Genomic DNA, 17,437 nt, shown 5'->3' on the forward strand with positions numbered 1-17,437 from the left:
GTTTAGCAATGAAAGTTCGTGCTTCCGTTAAAAAAATCTGTCGTAACTGTAAAGTAATCAAGCGTAACGGTGTCGTTCGCGTGATTTGCAGTGAGCCAAAGCACAAGCAGCGCCAAGGCTAATTAGCAGAAATTTTTACTTGAAATATAAAGGTCGGTCGAGTATATTCCTCGGCCTACCTTTTGTGTGCAAAAGAAGTAGTATGCCGCAGCGTATCCTCGACGGGCTTTGCTGCGGATAATTTCTTATATAAGTACTAGGAGTGAATAGTGGCCCGTATAGCAGGCATTAACATTCCTGATCAGAAGCATGCTGTAATTGCATTAACTGCAATCTATGGCATCGGTAAGACCCGTTCAAAAGCTATCTTAGCTGATTTGGGTATTGCTGAAAGTGTTAAGATCAGTGAACTAACTGAAGAGCAGATCGATCTACTGCGTGATGGTGTAGCTAAATACACTGTAGAGGGTGATCTTCGTCGTGAAGTTTCCATGAACATCAAGCGTCTTATGGACCTTGGCTGTTACCGTGGTCTTCGTCATCGTCGCAGTCTACCACTACGTGGACAGCGTACTAAAACCAACGCTCGTACCCGTAAGGGTCCGCGTAAACCGATCAAGAAATAGTCGGAAGGGTATAGAGTACAATGGCAAAACAACCAACTCGCGCACGTAAGCGTGTACGCAAGCAAGTTGCTGATGGCGTAGCGCACATCCATGCATCTTTCAATAACACAATCGTAACTATCACAGACCGTCAAGGTAATGCTCTAGCGTGGGCAACTGCTGGTGGTTCTGGTTTCCGCGGTTCTCGTAAGTCTACTCCGTTCGCTGCACAGGTTGCTGCTGAACGTTGTGCTGAAATGGCTAAAGAATACGGCCTTAAGAACCTAGAGGTTATGGTTAAGGGTCCAGGTCCAGGTCGTGAATCAACTGTTCGCGCACTGAACGCTGCTGGTTTCCGTATCACTAACATTGTTGATGCGACACCAATCCCTCATAACGGTTGTCGTCCACCTAAGAAACGCCGCGTATAACGTTTCTAGGAAGATTGGAGAAAGATCATGGCAAGATATTTGGGTCCTAAGCTGAAGCTTAGCCGCCGCGAAGGTACTGACTTGTTCCTTAAGTCAGGCATTCGTGCGATTGATACCAAGTGTAAAATTGACAACGCACCAGGTGTACACGGCGCTCGTCGCGGTCGTCTATCTGAGTACGGTGTTCAGCTTCGTGAGAAGCAAAAAGTTCGTCGTATCTACGGCGTTCTAGAAAAACAATTCCGTAACTACTACAAAGAAGCTGCGCGTCTTAAAGGCAATACGGGTGAAAACCTACTTCAGCTTCTTGAAGGTCGTCTTGATAACGTAGTTTACCGCATGGGCTTTGGCGCTACTCGCGCAGAAGCACGTCAGCTAGTAAGCCACAAAGCTATCCTAGTTAACGGTAAAGTTGTAAACGTTCCTTCTTTCAATGTTGCGGCTAACGACGTTGTTGCAATCCGTGAGAAAGCTAAAAAGCAATCTCGCATTAAAGCAGCTCTAGAAGTTGCTGAACAACGCGAAAAACCAACTTGGATTGAAGTAGATGGCGGCCAAATGGAAGGTACATTCAAGCGTATGCCTGAGCGTTCTGACCTGTCAGCTGACATCAACGAACAATTGATCGTCGAGCTTTACTCTAAGTAAGGTTAAACTAAAGAGAGGACACAATGCAGGGTTCTGTAACAGAATTTCTTAAGCCACGTCTTGTTGATATCGAACAGATTAGCACGACACACGCAAAAGTAACTCTTGAGCCGTTAGAGCGTGGTTTCGGCCATACTCTGGGTAATGCACTTCGCCGTATTCTTCTATCTTCAATGCCAGGTTGTGCTGTAACTGAAGTGGAGATTGAAGGCGTACTACACGAGTACAGCACCAAAGAAGGCATTCAAGAAGATATCCTTGAGATCCTTCTGAACCTAAAAGGTTTGGCTGTTCGCGTTGCCGAAGGCAAAGATGAAGTGTTCATTACGCTAAACAAATCAGGCTCGGGCCCTGTTGTTGCAGGTGACATCACCCATGATGGTGATGTAGAGATCACTAACCCTGAGCACGTGATTTGTCATCTAACGGATGACAACGCTGAGATCGCTATGCGTATCAAAGTAGAACGTGGTCGTGGTTATGTTCCAGCTTCAGCTCGTATCCATACTGAAGAAGATGAGCGTCCAATCGGTCGTCTACTTGTAGATGCTACTTACAGCCCAGTAGACAAAATTGCCTACTCTGTGGAAGCCGCTCGTGTAGAACAGCGTACTGATTTAGACAAGCTCGTTATCGATATGGAAACGAACGGTACTCTAGAACCTGAGGAAGCAATCCGTCGTGCAGCAACTATTCTTGCTGAGCAATTGGATGCGTTCGTAGATCTTCGTGATGTACGTGTACCTGAGGAGAAGGAAGAGAAGCCAGAATTCGATCCAATCCTACTGCGTCCTGTAGACGATCTTGAACTAACAGTTCGCTCTGCTAACTGTCTGAAAGCAGAAGCGATTCACTACATCGGTGATCTAGTACAGCGCACTGAGGTTGAGCTACTTAAAACGCCAAACCTTGGTAAGAAATCTCTTACAGAGATTAAAGACGTGCTTGCATCACGTGGTCTATCTTTGGGCATGCGCCTAGAGAACTGGCCGCCAGCGTCTATCGCTGAAGATTAATCGATACTAGTTAGAAGGATTAGGTCATGCGCCATCGTAAGAGTGGTCGTCAACTCAACCGCAACAGCAGTCATCGCAAAGCGATGTTCAGCAACATGGCTAGCTCTCTAGTACGTCATGAAGTTATCAAGACTACTTTGCCAAAAGCAAAAGAGCTACGTCGCGTCGTTGAGCCTTTGATTACACTAGCTAAGACTGACAGTGTTGCAAACCGTCGTCTAGCATTTGCTCGCACTCGTGATAACGAAGTTGTGGCAAAACTATTTAACGAACTAGGTCCACGTTTTGCAGCTCGCCAAGGCGGCTACACACGTATCCTAAAGTGCGGTTTCCGTACTGGTGATAAAGCTCCAATGGCATACATTGAGCTTGTCGATCGCCCAGAAGTAGCTGTAGAAGCTACGGCTGAGTAATCAGTTCGTATAATTTAAAAAGCCGAGTAGTGATACTCGGCTTTTTTGTATCTGGAATTTTTTTATATCTGGAATAAAGTAGATCATCGTTTTTATTTTATACAAAAAAGGTTGGCAATTGCCAACCTTGGGTCATTCACTACAAGGCTATCTTATAGGATATCGAGTAGTTCAACTTCAAATACAAGAGCTGCAAAAGGAGGAATTGCAGCACCAGCGCCACGCTCACCGTAGGCTAGATCTTGTGGAATATAGAGTTTCCATTTTGAACCCACAGGCATCAGTTGTAGTGCTTCTACCCAACCTTTGATTACACCTGTTACTGGGAATTCAGCCGGTTGACCGCGAGATACAGAGCTATCAAATACTGTACCGTCAGTCAATTCACCGTGGTAATGAACACGTACTTGCTTGTCAGATGTCGGGATATCACCCGTACCTTCTGTAAGAATTTCGTACTGTAGACCAGATTCAAGAACGGTCACTTCAGGGCGTAGTGCGTTATCTGTTAAGAATACTTCACCGTCGGCTGCGGCTGCTTTGGCAGCTTCTTGGCGTAGAGATTCTGCACGCATGTGCAACTCTTGCAGTGCATTATTGATTTCATCAATTTCAATTGATGGCATGTCGCCTACTAATGCGGTTGCGATACCTGCGGCGATTGCGTCAACGTTAAGTCCTTCTAGACCACTACCCGCAAGTTGTTGGCCCATTTGTAGACCGATACCGTAGCTTGCTTTTTGCTCTACAGTGTCAAATTTTACTTCAGACATAAACAGTCACTCTTTTTATGTAAATAAACAAGGGCCAAAGGATATCAGTTTCAAGCATGGGATGAAATGCTAATGGGAAATATCCAATATTGAACCTTCAGGTTGTGACAAATCGCAGATCCCAAAGAAAAATGTTCAAGATTGTGTCAACGTTTACGTTATCGCCACCTTGGCTCTATACTGATCCCTCTTGAGTTTTTATACTGTAGCTCGACAGAAAAGGAGACGGGTTAAGATGAATCGTCGTCACAAGAACAAACCGAAAACCGATTATTTAGCATCTATTCAACAACAATGGGATAGACTCGATTGGCGTGACCTTAGTGTGCGTGTTCGCACTGTTTGGCTGGCGCTGCCTAAGCTTCACCAGCGCGCTTTATTAGCGATCGTTCCAGTAGTGTGTTTGCTCATTATTATTCCTTTTCCTGAGCGAACAGAGCAGACCTCTGTACCGAAAAGTAGTGAGCGTGTGGAAATCAGCATTAATACGGTTGGGTTGAGTGAACAAAAAACGCTTCAGCAAACCGAGCTTAAATCTGATGCTTGGCGAGAGTACACGGTTAAAAATGGAGATACTCTGTCGCAGGTTTTTCGGGCAAATGATTTACCTATGTCTGATCTCAATGCCTTAGTCAAAATTGAAGGCAATGACAAACCGCTCAGCCAAATTACCCAAGGCCAATTAGTTCGCTTCAAACTCGCGGCTGATGGACAGCTCGATATTCTGCAACTTGAAAAAAACACTCAATCAGTGATGTTTTTCAGGCGCTCAGATGGCGGTTTTGGTCGCAGTAAATAAGCGCTTGATTAAATAGCGTTATTTACTTTCTGAGTTTCATATCGAGATGTGGAATATCATCTTCAAGATACATCTCTGATGTCGGCTGAAAACCATAATTTTGATAGAAGTTAGCAAGATAGTGCTGTGCACCAATCTCAATATCTTGATTGGGCCACAGCTTCTGGCATTCGGCTAATGCTTGCTGCATTAATTGGTGTCCAAGGCCATTTCCTCTCGCTTCTTTTTGGGTTGCAATGCGACCAATACTGACACTTGGGTAGCTAATCCCAGCAGGGAGCAAGCGCGCGCAGGCAACAATCTGCTGTCCCTGTTCGCCAATTAAATGGAAAACACCCGGCTGAATATCTTTATTATCCAACTCAGGGTAAGGACAGGTTTGTTCGACCACAAAAACATCGACGCGCAGTTTAAGTAGCGCATAAAGTTGATGAGTGGTTAATTGTGAGAATGAAAGACAGTGCCAAGTAATCATCGTAGTGTCCCTTTAAAAATGGATGTCGTTACTCTATCAAGCTTAAGTGCATGATTCATTAACAAAGGTTAAGGGTGAACGGTAAACTTGATGAATGATAAATAAAGATTCACTAGCCACACGAGGTTAAATAACGATAATAGGCGTTTAATTTTCGTCTAACGAAAGGACGGTCTCTTGAGTAATCTCTCTTTTTCAACGGTAAATCTACAACCCGAACTTCTTTCTAACCTCGATACTTTGGGATACACCAAGATGACGCCGATTCAGGCGTTAAGCTTGCCAACCATTTTGGCGGGTAAGGATGTGATTGGCCAAGGAAAAACAGGCTCAGGAAAAACGGCAGCGTTTGGTTTAGGTGTATTATCTAACCTCAACGTTAAGCGTTTTCGCGTTCAAGCATTGGTGTTGTGTCCAACCCGTGAGTTAGCCGATCAAGTCGCAACGGATATTCGCACACTCGGCCGCGCCATTCATAATATCAAAGTGCTCACCTTATGTGGCGGCATGCCAATGGGGCCACAAATTGGTTCGTTAGAGCACGGCGCACACATTTTGGTTGGTACTCCGGGGCGTATTCTTGACCATTTAGACAAAGGTCGTATCGATCTTTCTGAACTCAATACGTTAGTGCTTGATGAAGCGGACCGAATGCTCGAGATGGGTTTCCAAGAAGCGTTGGATGCGATCATCAATGAAACGCCAACCAGCCGCCAAACATTGCTGTTTAGTGCGACGTTCCCCAATCAAATCAAAGAAATTGCGCAGCGGATTATGCGTGAGCCTGAAATGGTCAAAGTTGAATCCACCCATGATACGTCGAGCATTCAGCAATATTTTTATAAAGTAGAGGGTACAGAGGCGCGTGATCGCGCGTTAGAACTGCTGCTTTTACACCATCAGCCTGAATCTGCCGTGGTGTTCTGTAATACAAAGAAAGAAGTACAAAGTGTTGCTGAAGATCTACATCACAAGGGCTTTAGTGTGGTGGAACTGCATGGTGACTTAGAGCAGCGTGACCGTGACCAAGCTTTGGTGCAGTTTGCTAATAAAAGTATCTCCATTTTAGTTGCCACCGATGTGGCGGCACGCGGCCTTGATGTGGATAACTTAGATGCGGTATTTAACTTTGAGTTATCACGTGATCCTGAAGTGCACGTGCACCGCATTGGGCGTACTGGCCGAGCGGGCAGCAAAGGTTTAGCTTTTAGCTTCTTCAGTGACAGTGAAATGCACCGCGTGGCGATGATTGATGAATATATGGATATGCCCATCGAACCCGCTAAATTGCCTGATGCCAGTGCGCTAAACAACGCGCCTTATCAAGCCAATATGGTCACTATCCAGATTGATGGCGGTAAAAAGCAGAAAGTGCGCCCGGGAGATATTCTAGGGGCGTTGACCAGTAACGACGGTATTGACGGTCAATATGTCGGTAAAATTAACATGTTACCGATGCGCAGCTACGTTGCAGTCCATAAATCGGTGGCGAAAAAAGCGCTGAAGAAAATGGAAACTGGCAAGATGAAAGGACGCCAATTTAGAGCACGTCTTTTGAAATAGATGCTTTTTGTTCCGATATCCAAAACCAGTGAGTTATTCGCTGGTTTTGGCGTTTAGGCGTGCTTTAATTCTACTCAAACTGATGGGGGTTATGCCCAGATAGGCCGCAAGTTGACTATCTGTAATGTGCACTTTGAGGGGAGCAAAATGTTCAGTAAAAAGCTGGTACCGCTCTGCTGGCGTATGTAGCAGCATGAATCGTTCTTTGTTTTCTTTATGCATCAGCTGAGCTTCGACTAATTTAAGATACAGCGGATGCTGCATTTCACGCCACGCGTGTAAAATGTCGATCGGTAGCTCAACCAATCGGATCGGTGTTAAGCTTTCTAGCAAGTATGGGGACGGCTTATTCCTGATGACACTCTCAAAGCCAATAATCCAATCTTGCGCCCAATAAAATTCTTTACTAAATGATTTCCCCTGCTCGGTGAGATAGCAAGCGTGGCACACTCCGTCTAGAACAAAATAGATCCGTTGTAGGCATTCACCTTGCTGAACTAATATATGCCGCGTTGGTAGCTCTAAAAGCTTACAACGTGTAAGTAAATATTCGATTTCATCTTGTTCAAAGCCGATTCGCGATAACTGGTGTTGAAACTCTGCATGCATATCAAAAAGGACCAGTAAAAAGAAACTGGTCCTATTTTACCTTGGCTATATGGTAAAGACCACGGCCAAAAATGAGCCTACTTGAGTAGGCTCATTTGACGGTTGGACCTATTGAGTCAGGTCGATGGTATAGACTGCGAAACCAATGCTATCGTTTTCCACCCAGGTCATTGGGTATTGGCCTTTCTCTTTGATGAACTGTGCTGCTTTCTCGCTTGGAGAGGTTTCAAAACGAATATCTAACGCGGTATTAGTTTTAATCGGAGCAAACGACCAGTTGTTATCAGCACTTGGCGTAACTTGACCTTTTTCTTTACTCACGCGCGAAATGTAGTTGGCAACGGCCGTGCGGTTTTCGTCGGGTGAGTCAAAGGCAACAAATTGTGCGCCTGTGCCTGCAAATTTATTGCTATAAGCGCGGTAGTTATTGGTGGCGACAATAAAGGTCTGTTTTACATCGATAGGTTTACCTTGATAAGTTAAGCCTACAATGCGCTCAGCATCTTTATTCGCCACTTTACAATCACCATCGTATTTGGCGGGTTGAGTAACATCGATTTGGTAATTCACCCCATCCATCACATCAAAGTTATACGTGCGGAAATCAGCCCAATTGATCAAGGGTTGTGGTTGAGTGCTGTGCGGATCAATCTGATTAAACTGCCCCGCGCTGCATTCCAACCACTCCTTCACTTCTTTACCCGTCATTTTCAGCGCGACTAAGGTATTAGGGTAAAGATAGAGATCCGCTGCGTTACGAAAGGTCAGTTGGCCAGCTTCGACTTCGGTGAAACCGGCAGGATCATCTTTACGGCCACCAACTTTGAAAGGGGCTGCGGCCGATAACACCGGCAAACCATCAAGATCAGGGTCGCCTTGAATAAAGCGTTCCACATAATCTTTTTGTGCAAGGTTAACGATTTGCACGGTTGGGTCATCTTGTACCAAGGATAAAAAGCTGTACATCACATCATTCGCTTGGCCAATCGGTTGATTCACGAAATCTCGCGTACCTTTGTGGTCCGACTCTAAGGCTTTCACAATGCCTGTATCGGCTGCTGCCAGTGATTTCTTATTGGCTTTATCGAAGATTGGGCGAGCTTGGGATTGACCATCCACTACCGACCATTGGCCATCTTTGCTTTGCAAAGTCAGATCCATCACACCGACATGGCTACCCCAGCGCCCCGGCATGACAGCGGTCACGCCATTAATGGTGCCTTTAGTCACATCTGCTCCCGGCAGTTTGGCAAAATATTGGCTAGGGAATACCGCGTGAGAGTGACCAAAAGCAATCGCGTCAATGCCTTCTACTTGAGTGAGGTAGTAAACCGAGTTCTCTGCACCAACGGAATACGGGTCAGCAGAGACACCAGAGTGCGGGATCGCCACGATCACATCGGCACCCTCTTTTTTCATTTGTGGGATCAGCTCCTCGGCTGTTTGCTTGATGTCTTTGGCAAACACTTTGCCATCCAAGTTTTTCTTATCCCACACCATGATTTGTGGTGGGACAAAACCAATGTAACCCACTTTAATGTGGTGCTCTTTGCCGTCGGTATCTTTGAACGTGTGCGTTTTAATGAGATAGGGATTGAAGAGGTGTTTGCCCGTTTGCTGGTCATAGACGTTGGCATTAACATACGGGAATGCGGCGTCGTTAATACTCTCTTTTAAAAAGGACAAGCCGTAGTTAAATTCATGGTTACCAATGTTACCCACATCGTAGCCGAGCTGATTCATCGCTTTGTAAACTGGGTGAACCTCACCAACCTTGATGCCTTTGGCGGCCATATAGTCGCCCATCGGGCTCCCTTGGATCAAATCACCGTTATCGACCAAAATGCTGTTTTCGACTTCGCTGCTCGCTTGCTTCACTAACGTCGCCGCACGGGATAAACCAATCTGGTTCGATGGTTTGTCTTTGTAGTAATCGTAATCCATCACATTGGTGTGAATATCGGTCGTTTCGACGATACGCAGTTTAATGGTGTCCGCCATTGCTGGGCCAGCCATTGCTAACATACCGCTCAAAATCGCGATGGAGAGAGGTTTCACTGCCACTTTCATTGTGTACTCCAGTTAGGGGTAGGGAACAAATAACTCGTCTAATGTAACAAAATCTTATGAAACGATGATTTCAATGAATATCAATTTGTGATGTTACGCGTTAACTCACCGGCATTCTGTCGACAAGATCTCATCATTGATTGGCTTTTAATCAGAGAGATAGTCACTTCTTATTCGGAATTATCCATTCCCTTATCAGCTTTTGATATAAAAAATGAAATTTTAGAATTTCAGGTAATATGAAGAGCCCGCCATAATACATCCATGAATTAAGTTATGGATAACAACAATGAGTACGACGGAAACCATTTCTCAGTTGCCAATCAAAGGGCCGCGCTTAGTTGCGGTCAACAATGATGCTTTGGCAAGTAGCGCTCCATCGTACGTCAAAAGCCAATTGACCTGCGGTGAAGTGGCTTTGATTGGTGCAGGGCCGGGAGACCCAGAACTGCTGACGCTCAAAGCGTTGAGCTTTCTACAACAAGCTGACGTGGTGTTGTACGACTACCTAGTGTCTGATGAAATTATGGCGCTGGTGCCGAGCGATACCATCTTAGTCTGCGTGGGTAAGCGCGCTGGACATCACAGTGTTCCTCAAGAAAAAACCAATCAATTGCTGATCGATTTTGCGCAGCAAGGTTACAAAGTCGTGCGCATTAAAGGCGGCGATCCGTTTATGTTTGGCCGCGGTGGTGAAGAGTTGGAAGTGCTGTTTGATGCGGGGGTGAAATTCCAGGTGATCCCCGGTATTACAGCGGCGGCAGGCGCAACGGCCTATGCGGGCATTCCACTGACTCATCGTGATTATGCGCAATCCGCTCTGTTTGTCACCGGCCACCTTAAAGCGGAAAACGATGACATGGATTGGTCAACACTGGCGCGTGGTAATCAAACCTTAGTCATTTACATGGGCTTGATGAAGTCGAGTTATATCCAGCAGCAGTTGATTGAACATGGACGCCAAGCCAACACACCAATCGCGATTATTGAACGCGGTACTCAGCGTTCGCAAAAAGTCTTCAAAGGGCAGCTCTGTGACTTATCACAACTGGCGGCGCGGGCGCAGGCTCCGGCCTTGATTGTGGTGGTCGAAGTGGTGGCGCTGTCGGAAAAACTGCATTGGTTTGGTGAACAACCCGCGCAGCAAAACCAAGTAAATTATGCCTAATTGCAAGCCTAGTCAGTTAGTTCCAACTCAATACTCAAACCAATTTCTCATTGCACAAGGCTCGCAATGCGAGCGAAAAGGAAGCATGAAGATGGATCAACAACGCTTAACCCATTTACAACAGCTCGAAGCCGAAAGTATTCATATTTTACGTGAAGTGGCGGCTGAATTTGATAACCCAGTAATGATGTATTCGATTGGTAAAGACTCTTCGGTGATGCTGCATTTAGCGCGCAAGGCTTTTTATCCGGGGAAAATTCCGTTTCCTTTGCTGCATGTCGATACTGACTGGAAGTTTCGCGAGATGATTGAATTTCGTGATCGCGCAGCACAAAAGTATGGCTTTGAACTGCTGGTGCACAAAAACCCAGAAGGTTTGGCAATGGGTTGTAGTCCATTTGTTCATGGATCTTCAAAACACACTGATATCATGAAAACTCAAGGGTTAAAGCAAGCGTTGAATAAGTACGGTTTTGATGCTGCTTTTGGTGGTGCGCGTCGTGATGAAGAGAAATCACGCGCGAAAGAACGTGTTTATTCTTTTCGTGACAAGAACCACACGTGGGATCCGAAGAACCAGCGTCCGGAGCTATGGAAAACCTACAACGGCCAAATCAATAAAGGTGAGAGCATCCGTGTTTTCCCGTTGTCGAACTGGACTGAATTGGATATTTGGCAATACATCTATTTGGAAAACATCGAGATCGTACCGCTGTATTTATCGGACATTCGCCCAGTTGTCGAACGCGATGGGATGCTGATCATGGTTGATGATGAGCGGATGAAGCTGCAACCTGGAGAAGAAGTTCAGCACAAGAGTGTGCGTTTTCGCACGTTAGGTTGTTATCCACTCACTGGCGCAATTGAATCAGAGGCCAATACGCTAACGGGCATTATTGAAGAGATGCTGGTGGCCACTTCCAGTGAACGACAAGGCCGCGCGATCGACCACGATCAATCAGGATCGATGGAATTGAAAAAACGCCAAGGTTATTTCTAAGCCTCTAAGGAAAGATTATGAATAGTGCAGTTCAGGCTCAGCTTTCTGAGATCGGTATTGAAGCTTATCTCACGCAACACCAGCACAAATCGTTACTGAGATTTCTGACTTGTGGCTCGGTTGATGATGGAAAAAGTACCTTGATTGGTCGTTTGCTTCATGACACAAAACAGATTTATGAAGATCAACTGGCCGCCGTCCATTCCGATAGTCAGCGTGTTGGCACGACGGGCGAGCGCCCCGATTTAGCTCTGTTAGTTGATGGCCTGCAAGCGGAACGTGAGCAAGGGATCACCATTGACGTGGCGTATCGCTATTTCTCTACTCAAAAGCGCAAATTCATCATTGCCGATACTCCGGGGCATGAGCAGTACACGCGCAATATGGCGACGGGCGCATCCACTTGCGATCTCGCGGTGATTTTGATCGATGCCCGTAAAGGCATTTTGGATCAAACGCGTCGCCACTCATTCATTGCCAATCTGTTAGGTTTGAAGCATTTTGTGGTGGCGGTGAATAAGATGGATCTGGTCGATTACTCACAAGATCGTTTTGAGCAGATCCGTCAAGACTACGTGGAATTTTCAAAGCATCTGCAAGGTGATACTGATATTCAGATCATCCCGCTTTCTGCTCTGGAAGGGGACAACGTGGTTGAAGCAAGCCAGCACATGCCTTGGTATCAAGGCCCATCACTGCTGGAGCTGCTTGAAACGGTGGACGTTGATCAGCAAAAAGGAGCCGGTGAGTTTCGTTTTCCAGTGCAGTATGTGAACCGACCGAATCTCGATTTTCGCGGTTTTGCTGGCACGATTGCAGCGGGCAGCATCAGCGTTGGAGATGCAATCACCGCACTTCCGTCCGGAAAAACATCCACCGTGGCACGTATTGTTACTTTCGATGGAGATTTGCCGCAAGCGCAAGCAGGCCAAGCGGTGACGTTAACGCTTAGCGATGAAATTGATATCAGCCGCGGTGATCTTATTGTGTTGCAAGGAGCACAGGTTGAATCAACCAACCATCTATTAGCCGATGTGGTTTGGATGACAGAACAACCGCTCAAAGCCGGGCGTGAATACAACATCAAAATTGCAGGTAAGAAAACCGTCGGCCAGTTGCAAGCGGTGCGTCACCAGTACGATATTAATAATTTATCGACTTATCACAGTGAAGAGTTGCCGCTCAATGGCATTGGCTTGTGTGAATGGTCGCTAACAGAGTCGATCGCGCTGGATAAATACTTAGACAGTGCCAATACTGGCGGTTTTATCATCATCGATCGCCTGACGAATGTGACGGTGGGGGCGGGTTTGGTTCGAGATAGTTTGCAAAACATCGCTCATGCTCAAAGCGCCCATTCTGCGTTTGAAGTTGAATTGAATGCCTTGATCCGCAAGCACTTTCCACACTGGGAAGCCAAAGATCTTCGTCAGTTATTCAAGGCTTAACTGTGGTGATTCGGTGGGAGGGATTGCCGCTTACCGCGTCCCTCTATTGGCTAGTTTGAGGCAACAAAGGATTGAGTAATGAGTACGAATTTGGCCAATAAAGATGAAAATGTTGTCTGGCATCAGCATACGGTGGATAAGTCGTTCCGCGCCAATTTAAAACAACAACAGCCAGCAGTATTGTGGTTTACGGGGCTGTCAGGGGCGGGAAAATCAACCATTGCTGGTGCGTTGGAACAGCGTTTAGCTCAACTCGGGTATCACACCTATTTACTCGATGGGGATAATGTACGCCACGGCTTGTGCAACGACCTTGGGTTCTCAGAGCAAGATCGGCGAGAAAATATTCGCCGTATTGGTGAACTCGCGAAGCTGATGGCCGATGCTGGGTTAATCGTGTTATCAGCATTCATTTCACCGCATCGCGCTGAGCGTCAATTAGTGCGCGATATGCTGCCACAAGGTGAGTTCATCGAAGTGTTTGTCAATACCAAGTTGGACGTGTGCGAGCAGCGCGATCCGAAGGGGTTATATAAAAAAGCGCGCGCTGGTGAAATCAGTAATTTTACGGGCATTGACTCTGAGTATGAGTCTCCGCAAAACCCTGAGATCGATCTTGCGGCTGGCGAAAAAAGCATTGATGAGCTGGTGGAAATTTTCCTAACAGCGCTGCAAGTACGAGCGATTATCGCCTAATGTAGAAGAGGGCTCATCAGCTTGAGCCCTTTATTTTTGAGGCTAGACGGCGTGATGAAAAGAGCTGCTGGCAACGTCGGTGTGGACAGTGAATTTCTGGCTAAGCACCGCCAACATCTGATCGTAGTATTGCATATTCGGTTTATTACCCAGTAGCTTACACAGCTCATTGCCAGTGGGACTGAAACGGTAATAGAGCAGCCTGACTCCTTTACTCATCGATTGCAGTGACAGATTCTTGCCTTGATAGGTCAACAGCAGTGCCGGTTCAAGTTCAATTTCTCCAGATTCCAGTTCAGTGGCATGCAGTAAGCCAAGCTCGATCAGTACTAATAGGCTCGAATAGGGCAGTTGGAAGCTACCCATATTGATGACAAATGTGCTGATGCGTTTTCCTAAACTAAAAATACCGTTAGTAGCACGAATGCCGACCAACAGCTTGCGGCTGTTATCGCTGCCAAAACAGCAGGCTAACGCTGAGGCTTTTTGGAGTATCTGCGCCTCTTTTGGTGTCATGTCTTGTAATACTTGCAGTGCTTTCATTGAGGTTGAACCGGGGTTAGTCACCTCGCGTTTGAGCACTTGCGCCCAAAGTCGCTGCATCGAAGAGTTGTGGATGTCTTGCGCCATATCGAAAAAGCGGTGTAACCAATCTTGATCTGGCTCTCCGGCGGTCTCATTTTTACAAGAAACATGCGCCAGTTTGACGATCTGCTCTAGGTTTTTTTGTCGCTGCTCTTTACGTTGCTGTTCTCTAAATAAGGCGCGATCAAGCGAGGTTTTTTCTGGCGGATCCGTTTGTAGCAGCGCATCTAAGCCGTGATATTGAGCAATATTCAAAATGCGACTACCACTGTCTTTGATATAGCTCGATTTTTTTTCGTGGCTTTGACCTGAGTTGGCTTGATGTTCAATCACTACAGGGTTGTTGGTATCTGCCATTTTATGTCCGCTTCAATCACCCATTTCATTCATGGATTAAAATGTAACGTGTAACGCATTTTCCATCTAGGAAAAACATTCGTTCTAGATCATAAATTTGCGCTATCCCTTATGATAATAAATTGTTAAGGTTGTTATCAGAGTTTGTGGGGTGCTTATGAAGTGTTGGAAAGAAAATAGACGGAAAAAGCACCTATCGATCACTTTACTATTGTTGATATATGTCGCTTTGCTAGCGTATTTATCTAAATATATCGTTTAGTTTAGATGAATCAATAGGTTGCTATTTTGTTAACTACATGTCGTCGTATTCTTCGATTGCAGTGCCTTCGATTACATACCCTGTTTCGGCCAGATCGTGGCTAACACTTTCGGTTTTCAGTGTCCCAATCAGATAAATTACATCCCAGAGCTGCTGGATTGGAGCACTTTGCGGATATTTCACATAAATAATTTGGTTTGGTGGCGGTGGTGGCACGTGAATGCATGCGCCAAAGTAGGGCACCAGTAGAAACTCAGTAACGTTATTGGCGTCACCTTCCAGTGGGATCACAAAGCCGGGTATTTTGACCACGCTGCCATTGAGCTCTTTTCTAACCCCGCCGATTTTTGATTGTGCAGCCGTCATGTCACCGTCATGGCTCAATGCTGGCATGCCATCGGCGTTGAATTGGTTACGTTCGTTCTCCGGGATCAGATCGATCCAATCGAGCGTCAGTACTTGTTCATTACTCTGTGCGTACATCGGTAACAAGCCTGATAGCAGCAGCGCGCTGATAAGCAGTAGTTTTTTCATCGTTAAGTCCTAAATTCGAATGGTCATTCCATCGCTAAGTGATTGTCTATAGGCGCGTAGAGCAGGGATAACACCAATAATAATGCCAGCCAGCTGTACATAAGCTAATAATTGCCACTCATAGCCGCTTAAGGTGCTGAGTGTGATTTGAATGCCATAATGCTGCGCAATAAAAGGTTGCGCCAGTGCGAGCAGTGAATATAACCCCGCTAATCCAACGCAGATGCCAATGAAGGTCAGCGTCGTCGCTTCGCTGATAAGCAGAGCAAAAATATGTTTAGGTTGTGCGCCCATGGCGCGCAGAATCGCCATTTCACGGCGTCTTTCCTGCAAGCTTGTCAGTAAACTGCTGAGCATGCCAAGTAACCCGGCTGCTACCACAAAGACCGACACCGCCATTAAAGCTTGTTCTGCTATCGACATCATACCCCACAGTTCTTGCAGAGCGACGCCGGGCATAATGGCGCTCAAGGGTTCTTGGCGATAGTTATTGATTTCACGTTGCAGTGCAAAGGTTTGAATTTTCGATTTTAAACCGATCAACATGGCGGTGATCTGCTTGGGTTGAAAGTTGTGTTGTTCAAGCTGCTCTTTGGATGGCGAATTGCCTAAATGCGCACCCGATTCCCAACCCACGTGAATGGCTTCAATTGCTTCTAATGAGACATGCACCGTTTTGTCTACGGGCGTTCCCGTTGGCGCTAAAATGCCCACTACTTTGAAAGGGAGGTTGTCGTGGCGGCTAAAACCTACATCGCTGATGCCATGCGCAATAATGATGTCACTGCCAATATGGTAACCTAAGGTTTTGGCGACATCAGAACCCAATACCGTTTCAAATAAACCATGAAAATCAGTGCCTTGAGAGAAGGTAAGTGGTTGCTTACTTCCATATTTGAAATGCTCAAAATAATGGTGATTGGTGCCCATGACGCGAAACCCTTGGTGTGAGTCACCCAAGGAAATGGGGATCGCCCACTTGACGCTGCGATGCTCACTGAAGGCTTGGTAGCTTTTCCAGTCGATATTGTTGGTGGCATTGCCAATTCTAAATACCGAATAGAGCAGCAAGTTGACTTGTCCAGAGCGGCCACCGACGATTAGATCGGTCCCTGAAATGGTGTTGGCAAAGCTCTCTTTGGCTTGAGTTCGAATGCGTTCAACACCCATTAACAGGATGACTGAAATGGCGACCGTCAGAATGGAGAGTAGTGCCGTGGTTTTGCGGTTAAGTACGCTTTTCCACGCCAGATTGGTAATCACATTCATGCTGCGACTCCTGCCTTATTCAATTGAGGGAGGTAAACTGCGCGGTCAAATAAAGCTTCTAAGGTGGGATCGTGGCTCACAAACACCAGTGTTGAACCTGCCCGATTCGCCTCTTCCAATAGCAGTTCGATAAACGCGAGTCGGTTATCGTGATCCAGCGCCGAGGTTGGCTCATCGGCGATGATCAGCTTGGGTTCGCCAATCAGTGCTCTCGCCGCCGCGACACGCTGCTGCTGGCCAATACTCAGTTCGATAACCGGTTTGGCCAATAGTTCTGGTGCAAGATGTAATCGAGTGAGTAGCTGCTGTGCTTTCTCAATCAGAGCGCCTGCCACATTCTGCTGGCGAGTGCTGGAAAAGTGGCAAGGTAGCGTAACGTTTTCAATCACTGAGAGATAAGGCAATAAATTAAATTGTTGAAAAATGTAGCCAATGTGATCGGCTCGAAAACGATCCCGCTGACGAGAAGTTAGCGTCGACAGGTTGGTGCCTAAAATAGAGACCTCCCCTCGTTGTGCTTGGTTGATCCCGGTCAGTAAGCTCAGTAAGGTCGATTTGCCACAACCACTTGGCCCTTTAATAAAAAGGTGCTCTCCACGTTTTACACAAAGATCCTGGATAGATAAGGCTGGTTGTGAGCTGTTCGGCCAACGAAATTCGACCTCTTTCAATTCAATGACAGACGTCAGCGATAGAATATGCAAATCACTCATTGT

Annotated in this window: 20 protein-coding genes; 12 read left to right on the plus strand and 8 right to left on the minus strand. The window is 46.2% G+C overall.

Annotated features, from left to right (window positions below):
• Window positions 1-8: 8 nt before the first annotated feature.
• From rpmJ to rplQ, 6 genes are all read left to right on the plus strand, one after another.
• Window positions 9-122: a 50S ribosomal protein L36 gene (gene rpmJ / locus VOR_RS0105775; RefSeq protein ID WP_000868186.1), complete on the plus strand. Its 114-nt coding sequence runs from the start codon at window positions 9-11 to the stop codon at window positions 120-122.
• A 147-nt stretch (window positions 123-269) separates the two neighbouring features.
• On the plus strand, window positions 270-626 hold the full coding sequence (gene rpsM / locus VOR_RS0105780) for a 30S ribosomal protein S13 (RefSeq protein WP_010318779.1): 357 nt from the start codon (window positions 270-272) through the stop codon (window positions 624-626).
• Window positions 627-646: 20 nt separating this feature from the next.
• The gene (gene rpsK / locus VOR_RS0105785) at window positions 647-1,036 is read left to right on the plus strand and encodes a 30S ribosomal protein S11 (protein WP_001118870.1); all 390 of its coding nucleotides are present in this window, start codon (window positions 647-649) and stop codon (window positions 1,034-1,036) included.
• A gap of 27 nt (window positions 1,037-1,063) precedes the next feature.
• Window positions 1,064-1,684, plus strand: coding sequence for a 30S ribosomal protein S4 (rpsD, locus tag VOR_RS0105790; protein ID WP_010318780.1), 621 nt, complete (start codon window positions 1,064-1,066; stop codon window positions 1,682-1,684).
• 23 nt (window positions 1,685-1,707) lie between these two features.
• Window positions 1,708-2,700: a DNA-directed RNA polymerase subunit alpha gene (locus VOR_RS0105795; RefSeq protein WP_010318781.1), complete on the plus strand. Its 993-nt coding sequence runs from the start codon at window positions 1,708-1,710 to the stop codon at window positions 2,698-2,700.
• A 26-nt stretch (window positions 2,701-2,726) separates the two neighbouring features.
• Complete coding sequence (gene rplQ / locus VOR_RS0105800) at window positions 2,727-3,113, plus strand: 50S ribosomal protein L17 (protein ID WP_010318782.1); 387 nt, start codon at window positions 2,727-2,729, stop codon at window positions 3,111-3,113.
• A gap of 152 nt (window positions 3,114-3,265) precedes the next feature.
• Here the strand turns inward: rplQ and bamJ are convergent, their stop codons facing one another.
• Entirely contained in the window at window positions 3,266-3,886 is a 621-nt protein-coding gene (gene bamJ / locus VOR_RS0105805; RefSeq protein ID WP_010318783.1) for a BamJ family beta-barrel-assembly machinery protein, read from the minus strand.
• Window positions 3,887-4,121: 235 nt separating this feature from the next.
• Between bamJ and VOR_RS0105810 the strand changes: the two genes are divergently transcribed.
• Window positions 4,122-4,685, plus strand: a complete 564-nt coding sequence (locus VOR_RS0105810) for a LysM-like peptidoglycan-binding domain-containing protein (protein ID WP_010318784.1) — start codon at window positions 4,122-4,124, stop codon at window positions 4,683-4,685.
• 22 nt (window positions 4,686-4,707) lie between these two features.
• Here VOR_RS0105810 and VOR_RS0105815 read toward each other — a convergent pair whose 3' ends face one another.
• Entirely contained in the window at window positions 4,708-5,160 is a 453-nt protein-coding gene (locus tag VOR_RS0105815; RefSeq protein ID WP_010318785.1) for a GNAT family N-acetyltransferase, read from the minus strand.
• Between the two features lie 177 nt (window positions 5,161-5,337).
• Here VOR_RS0105815 and dbpA point away from each other — a divergent pair, with 177 nt between their 5' ends.
• A complete protein-coding gene (dbpA, locus tag VOR_RS0105820) occupies window positions 5,338-6,723 on the plus strand; it encodes an ATP-dependent RNA helicase DbpA (protein ID WP_010318786.1) in 1,386 nt (461 codons plus the stop codon).
• A 33-nt stretch (window positions 6,724-6,756) separates the two neighbouring features.
• Here the strand turns inward: dbpA and VOR_RS0105825 are convergent, their stop codons facing one another.
• Window positions 6,757-7,332: a Crp/Fnr family transcriptional regulator gene (locus VOR_RS0105825; protein ID WP_010318787.1), complete on the minus strand. Its 576-nt coding sequence runs from the start codon at window positions 7,330-7,332 to the stop codon at window positions 6,757-6,759.
• Window positions 7,333-7,440: 108 nt separating this feature from the next.
• The gene (gene cpdB, locus VOR_RS0105830) at window positions 7,441-9,402 is read right to left on the minus strand and encodes a 2',3'-cyclic-nucleotide 2'-phosphodiesterase (protein ID WP_010318788.1); all 1,962 of its coding nucleotides are present in this window, start codon (window positions 9,400-9,402) and stop codon (window positions 7,441-7,443) included.
• 289 nt (window positions 9,403-9,691) lie between these two features.
• Between cpdB and cobA the strand changes: the two genes are divergently transcribed.
• From cobA to cysC, 4 genes are all read left to right on the plus strand, one after another.
• On the plus strand, window positions 9,692-10,570 hold the full coding sequence (gene cobA, locus VOR_RS0105835; RefSeq protein ID WP_010318789.1) for a uroporphyrinogen-III C-methyltransferase: 879 nt from the start codon (window positions 9,692-9,694) through the stop codon (window positions 10,568-10,570).
• Window positions 10,571-10,661: 91 nt separating this feature from the next.
• A complete protein-coding gene (gene cysD, locus VOR_RS0105840) occupies window positions 10,662-11,570 on the plus strand; it encodes a sulfate adenylyltransferase subunit CysD (RefSeq protein WP_010318790.1) in 909 nt (302 codons plus the stop codon).
• 17 nt (window positions 11,571-11,587) lie between these two features.
• Complete coding sequence (gene cysN, locus VOR_RS0105845) at window positions 11,588-13,018, plus strand: sulfate adenylyltransferase subunit CysN (RefSeq protein ID WP_010318791.1); 1,431 nt, start codon at window positions 11,588-11,590, stop codon at window positions 13,016-13,018.
• A gap of 78 nt (window positions 13,019-13,096) precedes the next feature.
• Window positions 13,097-13,714: an adenylyl-sulfate kinase gene (gene cysC / locus VOR_RS0105850; RefSeq protein WP_029626938.1), complete on the plus strand. Its 618-nt coding sequence runs from the start codon at window positions 13,097-13,099 to the stop codon at window positions 13,712-13,714.
• 42 nt (window positions 13,715-13,756) lie between these two features.
• Here the strand turns inward: cysC and VOR_RS0105855 are convergent, their stop codons facing one another.
• From VOR_RS0105855 to VOR_RS0105870, 4 genes are all read right to left on the minus strand, one after another.
• On the minus strand, window positions 13,757-14,656 hold the full coding sequence (locus tag VOR_RS0105855; RefSeq protein ID WP_010318793.1) for a TIGR03899 family protein: 900 nt from the start codon (window positions 14,654-14,656) through the stop codon (window positions 13,757-13,759).
• 295 nt (window positions 14,657-14,951) lie between these two features.
• Window positions 14,952-15,452, minus strand: a complete 501-nt coding sequence (locus tag VOR_RS0105860) for a DUF3299 domain-containing protein (RefSeq protein WP_010318794.1) — start codon at window positions 15,450-15,452, stop codon at window positions 14,952-14,954.
• A gap of 9 nt (window positions 15,453-15,461) precedes the next feature.
• Window positions 15,462-16,721 carry an ABC transporter permease gene (locus tag VOR_RS0105865; protein ID WP_010318795.1) on the minus strand — a complete coding sequence of 420 codons (1,260 nt, stop codon included), beginning with the start codon at window positions 16,719-16,721 and terminating at the stop codon, window positions 15,462-15,464.
• Window positions 16,718-17,434: an ABC transporter ATP-binding protein gene (locus tag VOR_RS0105870; protein WP_010318796.1), complete on the minus strand. Its 717-nt coding sequence runs from the start codon at window positions 17,432-17,434 to the stop codon at window positions 16,718-16,720. Before VOR_RS0105870 ends, VOR_RS0105865 begins: the two co-directional genes overlap by 4 nt.
• Window positions 17,435-17,437: the final 3 nt, after the last annotated feature.

The organism is Vibrio ordalii ATCC 33509 (assembly GCA_000257205.1).
GTDB classification, from domain to species: domain Bacteria; phylum Pseudomonadota; class Gammaproteobacteria; order Enterobacterales; family Vibrionaceae; genus Vibrio; species Vibrio ordalii.

Bases quoted from the DNA above. Each gene is read 5' to 3' on its own strand.
- VOR_RS0105825 (WP_010318787.1), bottom strand. From the start codon at position 7,332: ATGCATGCAGAGTTTCAACACCAGTTATCGCGAATCGGCTTTGAACAA.
- VOR_RS0105860 (WP_010318794.1), bottom strand. From the start codon at position 15,452: ATGAAAAAACTACTGCTTATCAGCGCGCTGCTGCTATCAGGCTTGTTA.
- cysN (WP_010318791.1), top strand. From the start codon at position 11,588: ATGAATAGTGCAGTTCAGGCTCAGCTTTCTGAGATCGGTATTGAAGCT.
- cysC (WP_029626938.1), top strand. From the start codon at position 13,097: ATGAGTACGAATTTGGCCAATAAAGATGAAAATGTTGTCTGGCATCAG.
- VOR_RS0105855 (WP_010318793.1), bottom strand. From the start codon at position 14,656: ATGGCAGATACCAACAACCCTGTAGTGATTGAACATCAAGCCAACTCA.
- VOR_RS0105865 (WP_010318795.1), bottom strand. From the start codon at position 16,721: ATGAATGTGATTACCAATCTGGCGTGGAAAAGCGTACTTAACCGCAAA.
- VOR_RS0105795 (WP_010318781.1), top strand. From the start codon at position 1,708: ATGCAGGGTTCTGTAACAGAATTTCTTAAGCCACGTCTTGTTGATATC.
- VOR_RS0105810 (WP_010318784.1), top strand. From the start codon at position 4,122: ATGAATCGTCGTCACAAGAACAAACCGAAAACCGATTATTTAGCATCT.
- rpsK (WP_001118870.1), top strand. From the start codon at position 647: ATGGCAAAACAACCAACTCGCGCACGTAAGCGTGTACGCAAGCAAGTT.
- cpdB (WP_010318788.1), bottom strand. From the start codon at position 9,402: ATGAAAGTGGCAGTGAAACCTCTCTCCATCGCGATTTTGAGCGGTATG.
- cobA (WP_010318789.1), top strand. From the start codon at position 9,692: ATGAGTACGACGGAAACCATTTCTCAGTTGCCAATCAAAGGGCCGCGC.
- rpmJ (WP_000868186.1), top strand. From the start codon at position 9: ATGAAAGTTCGTGCTTCCGTTAAAAAAATCTGTCGTAACTGTAAAGTA.
- cysD (WP_010318790.1), top strand. From the start codon at position 10,662: ATGGATCAACAACGCTTAACCCATTTACAACAGCTCGAAGCCGAAAGT.
- bamJ (WP_010318783.1), bottom strand. From the start codon at position 3,886: ATGTCTGAAGTAAAATTTGACACTGTAGAGCAAAAAGCAAGCTACGGT.
- rpsD (WP_010318780.1), top strand. From the start codon at position 1,064: ATGGCAAGATATTTGGGTCCTAAGCTGAAGCTTAGCCGCCGCGAAGGT.
- rplQ (WP_010318782.1), top strand. From the start codon at position 2,727: ATGCGCCATCGTAAGAGTGGTCGTCAACTCAACCGCAACAGCAGTCAT.
- VOR_RS0105815 (WP_010318785.1), bottom strand. From the start codon at position 5,160: ATGATTACTTGGCACTGTCTTTCATTCTCACAATTAACCACTCATCAA.
- VOR_RS0105870 (WP_010318796.1), bottom strand. From the start codon at position 17,434: ATGAGTGATTTGCATATTCTATCGCTGACGTCTGTCATTGAATTGAAA.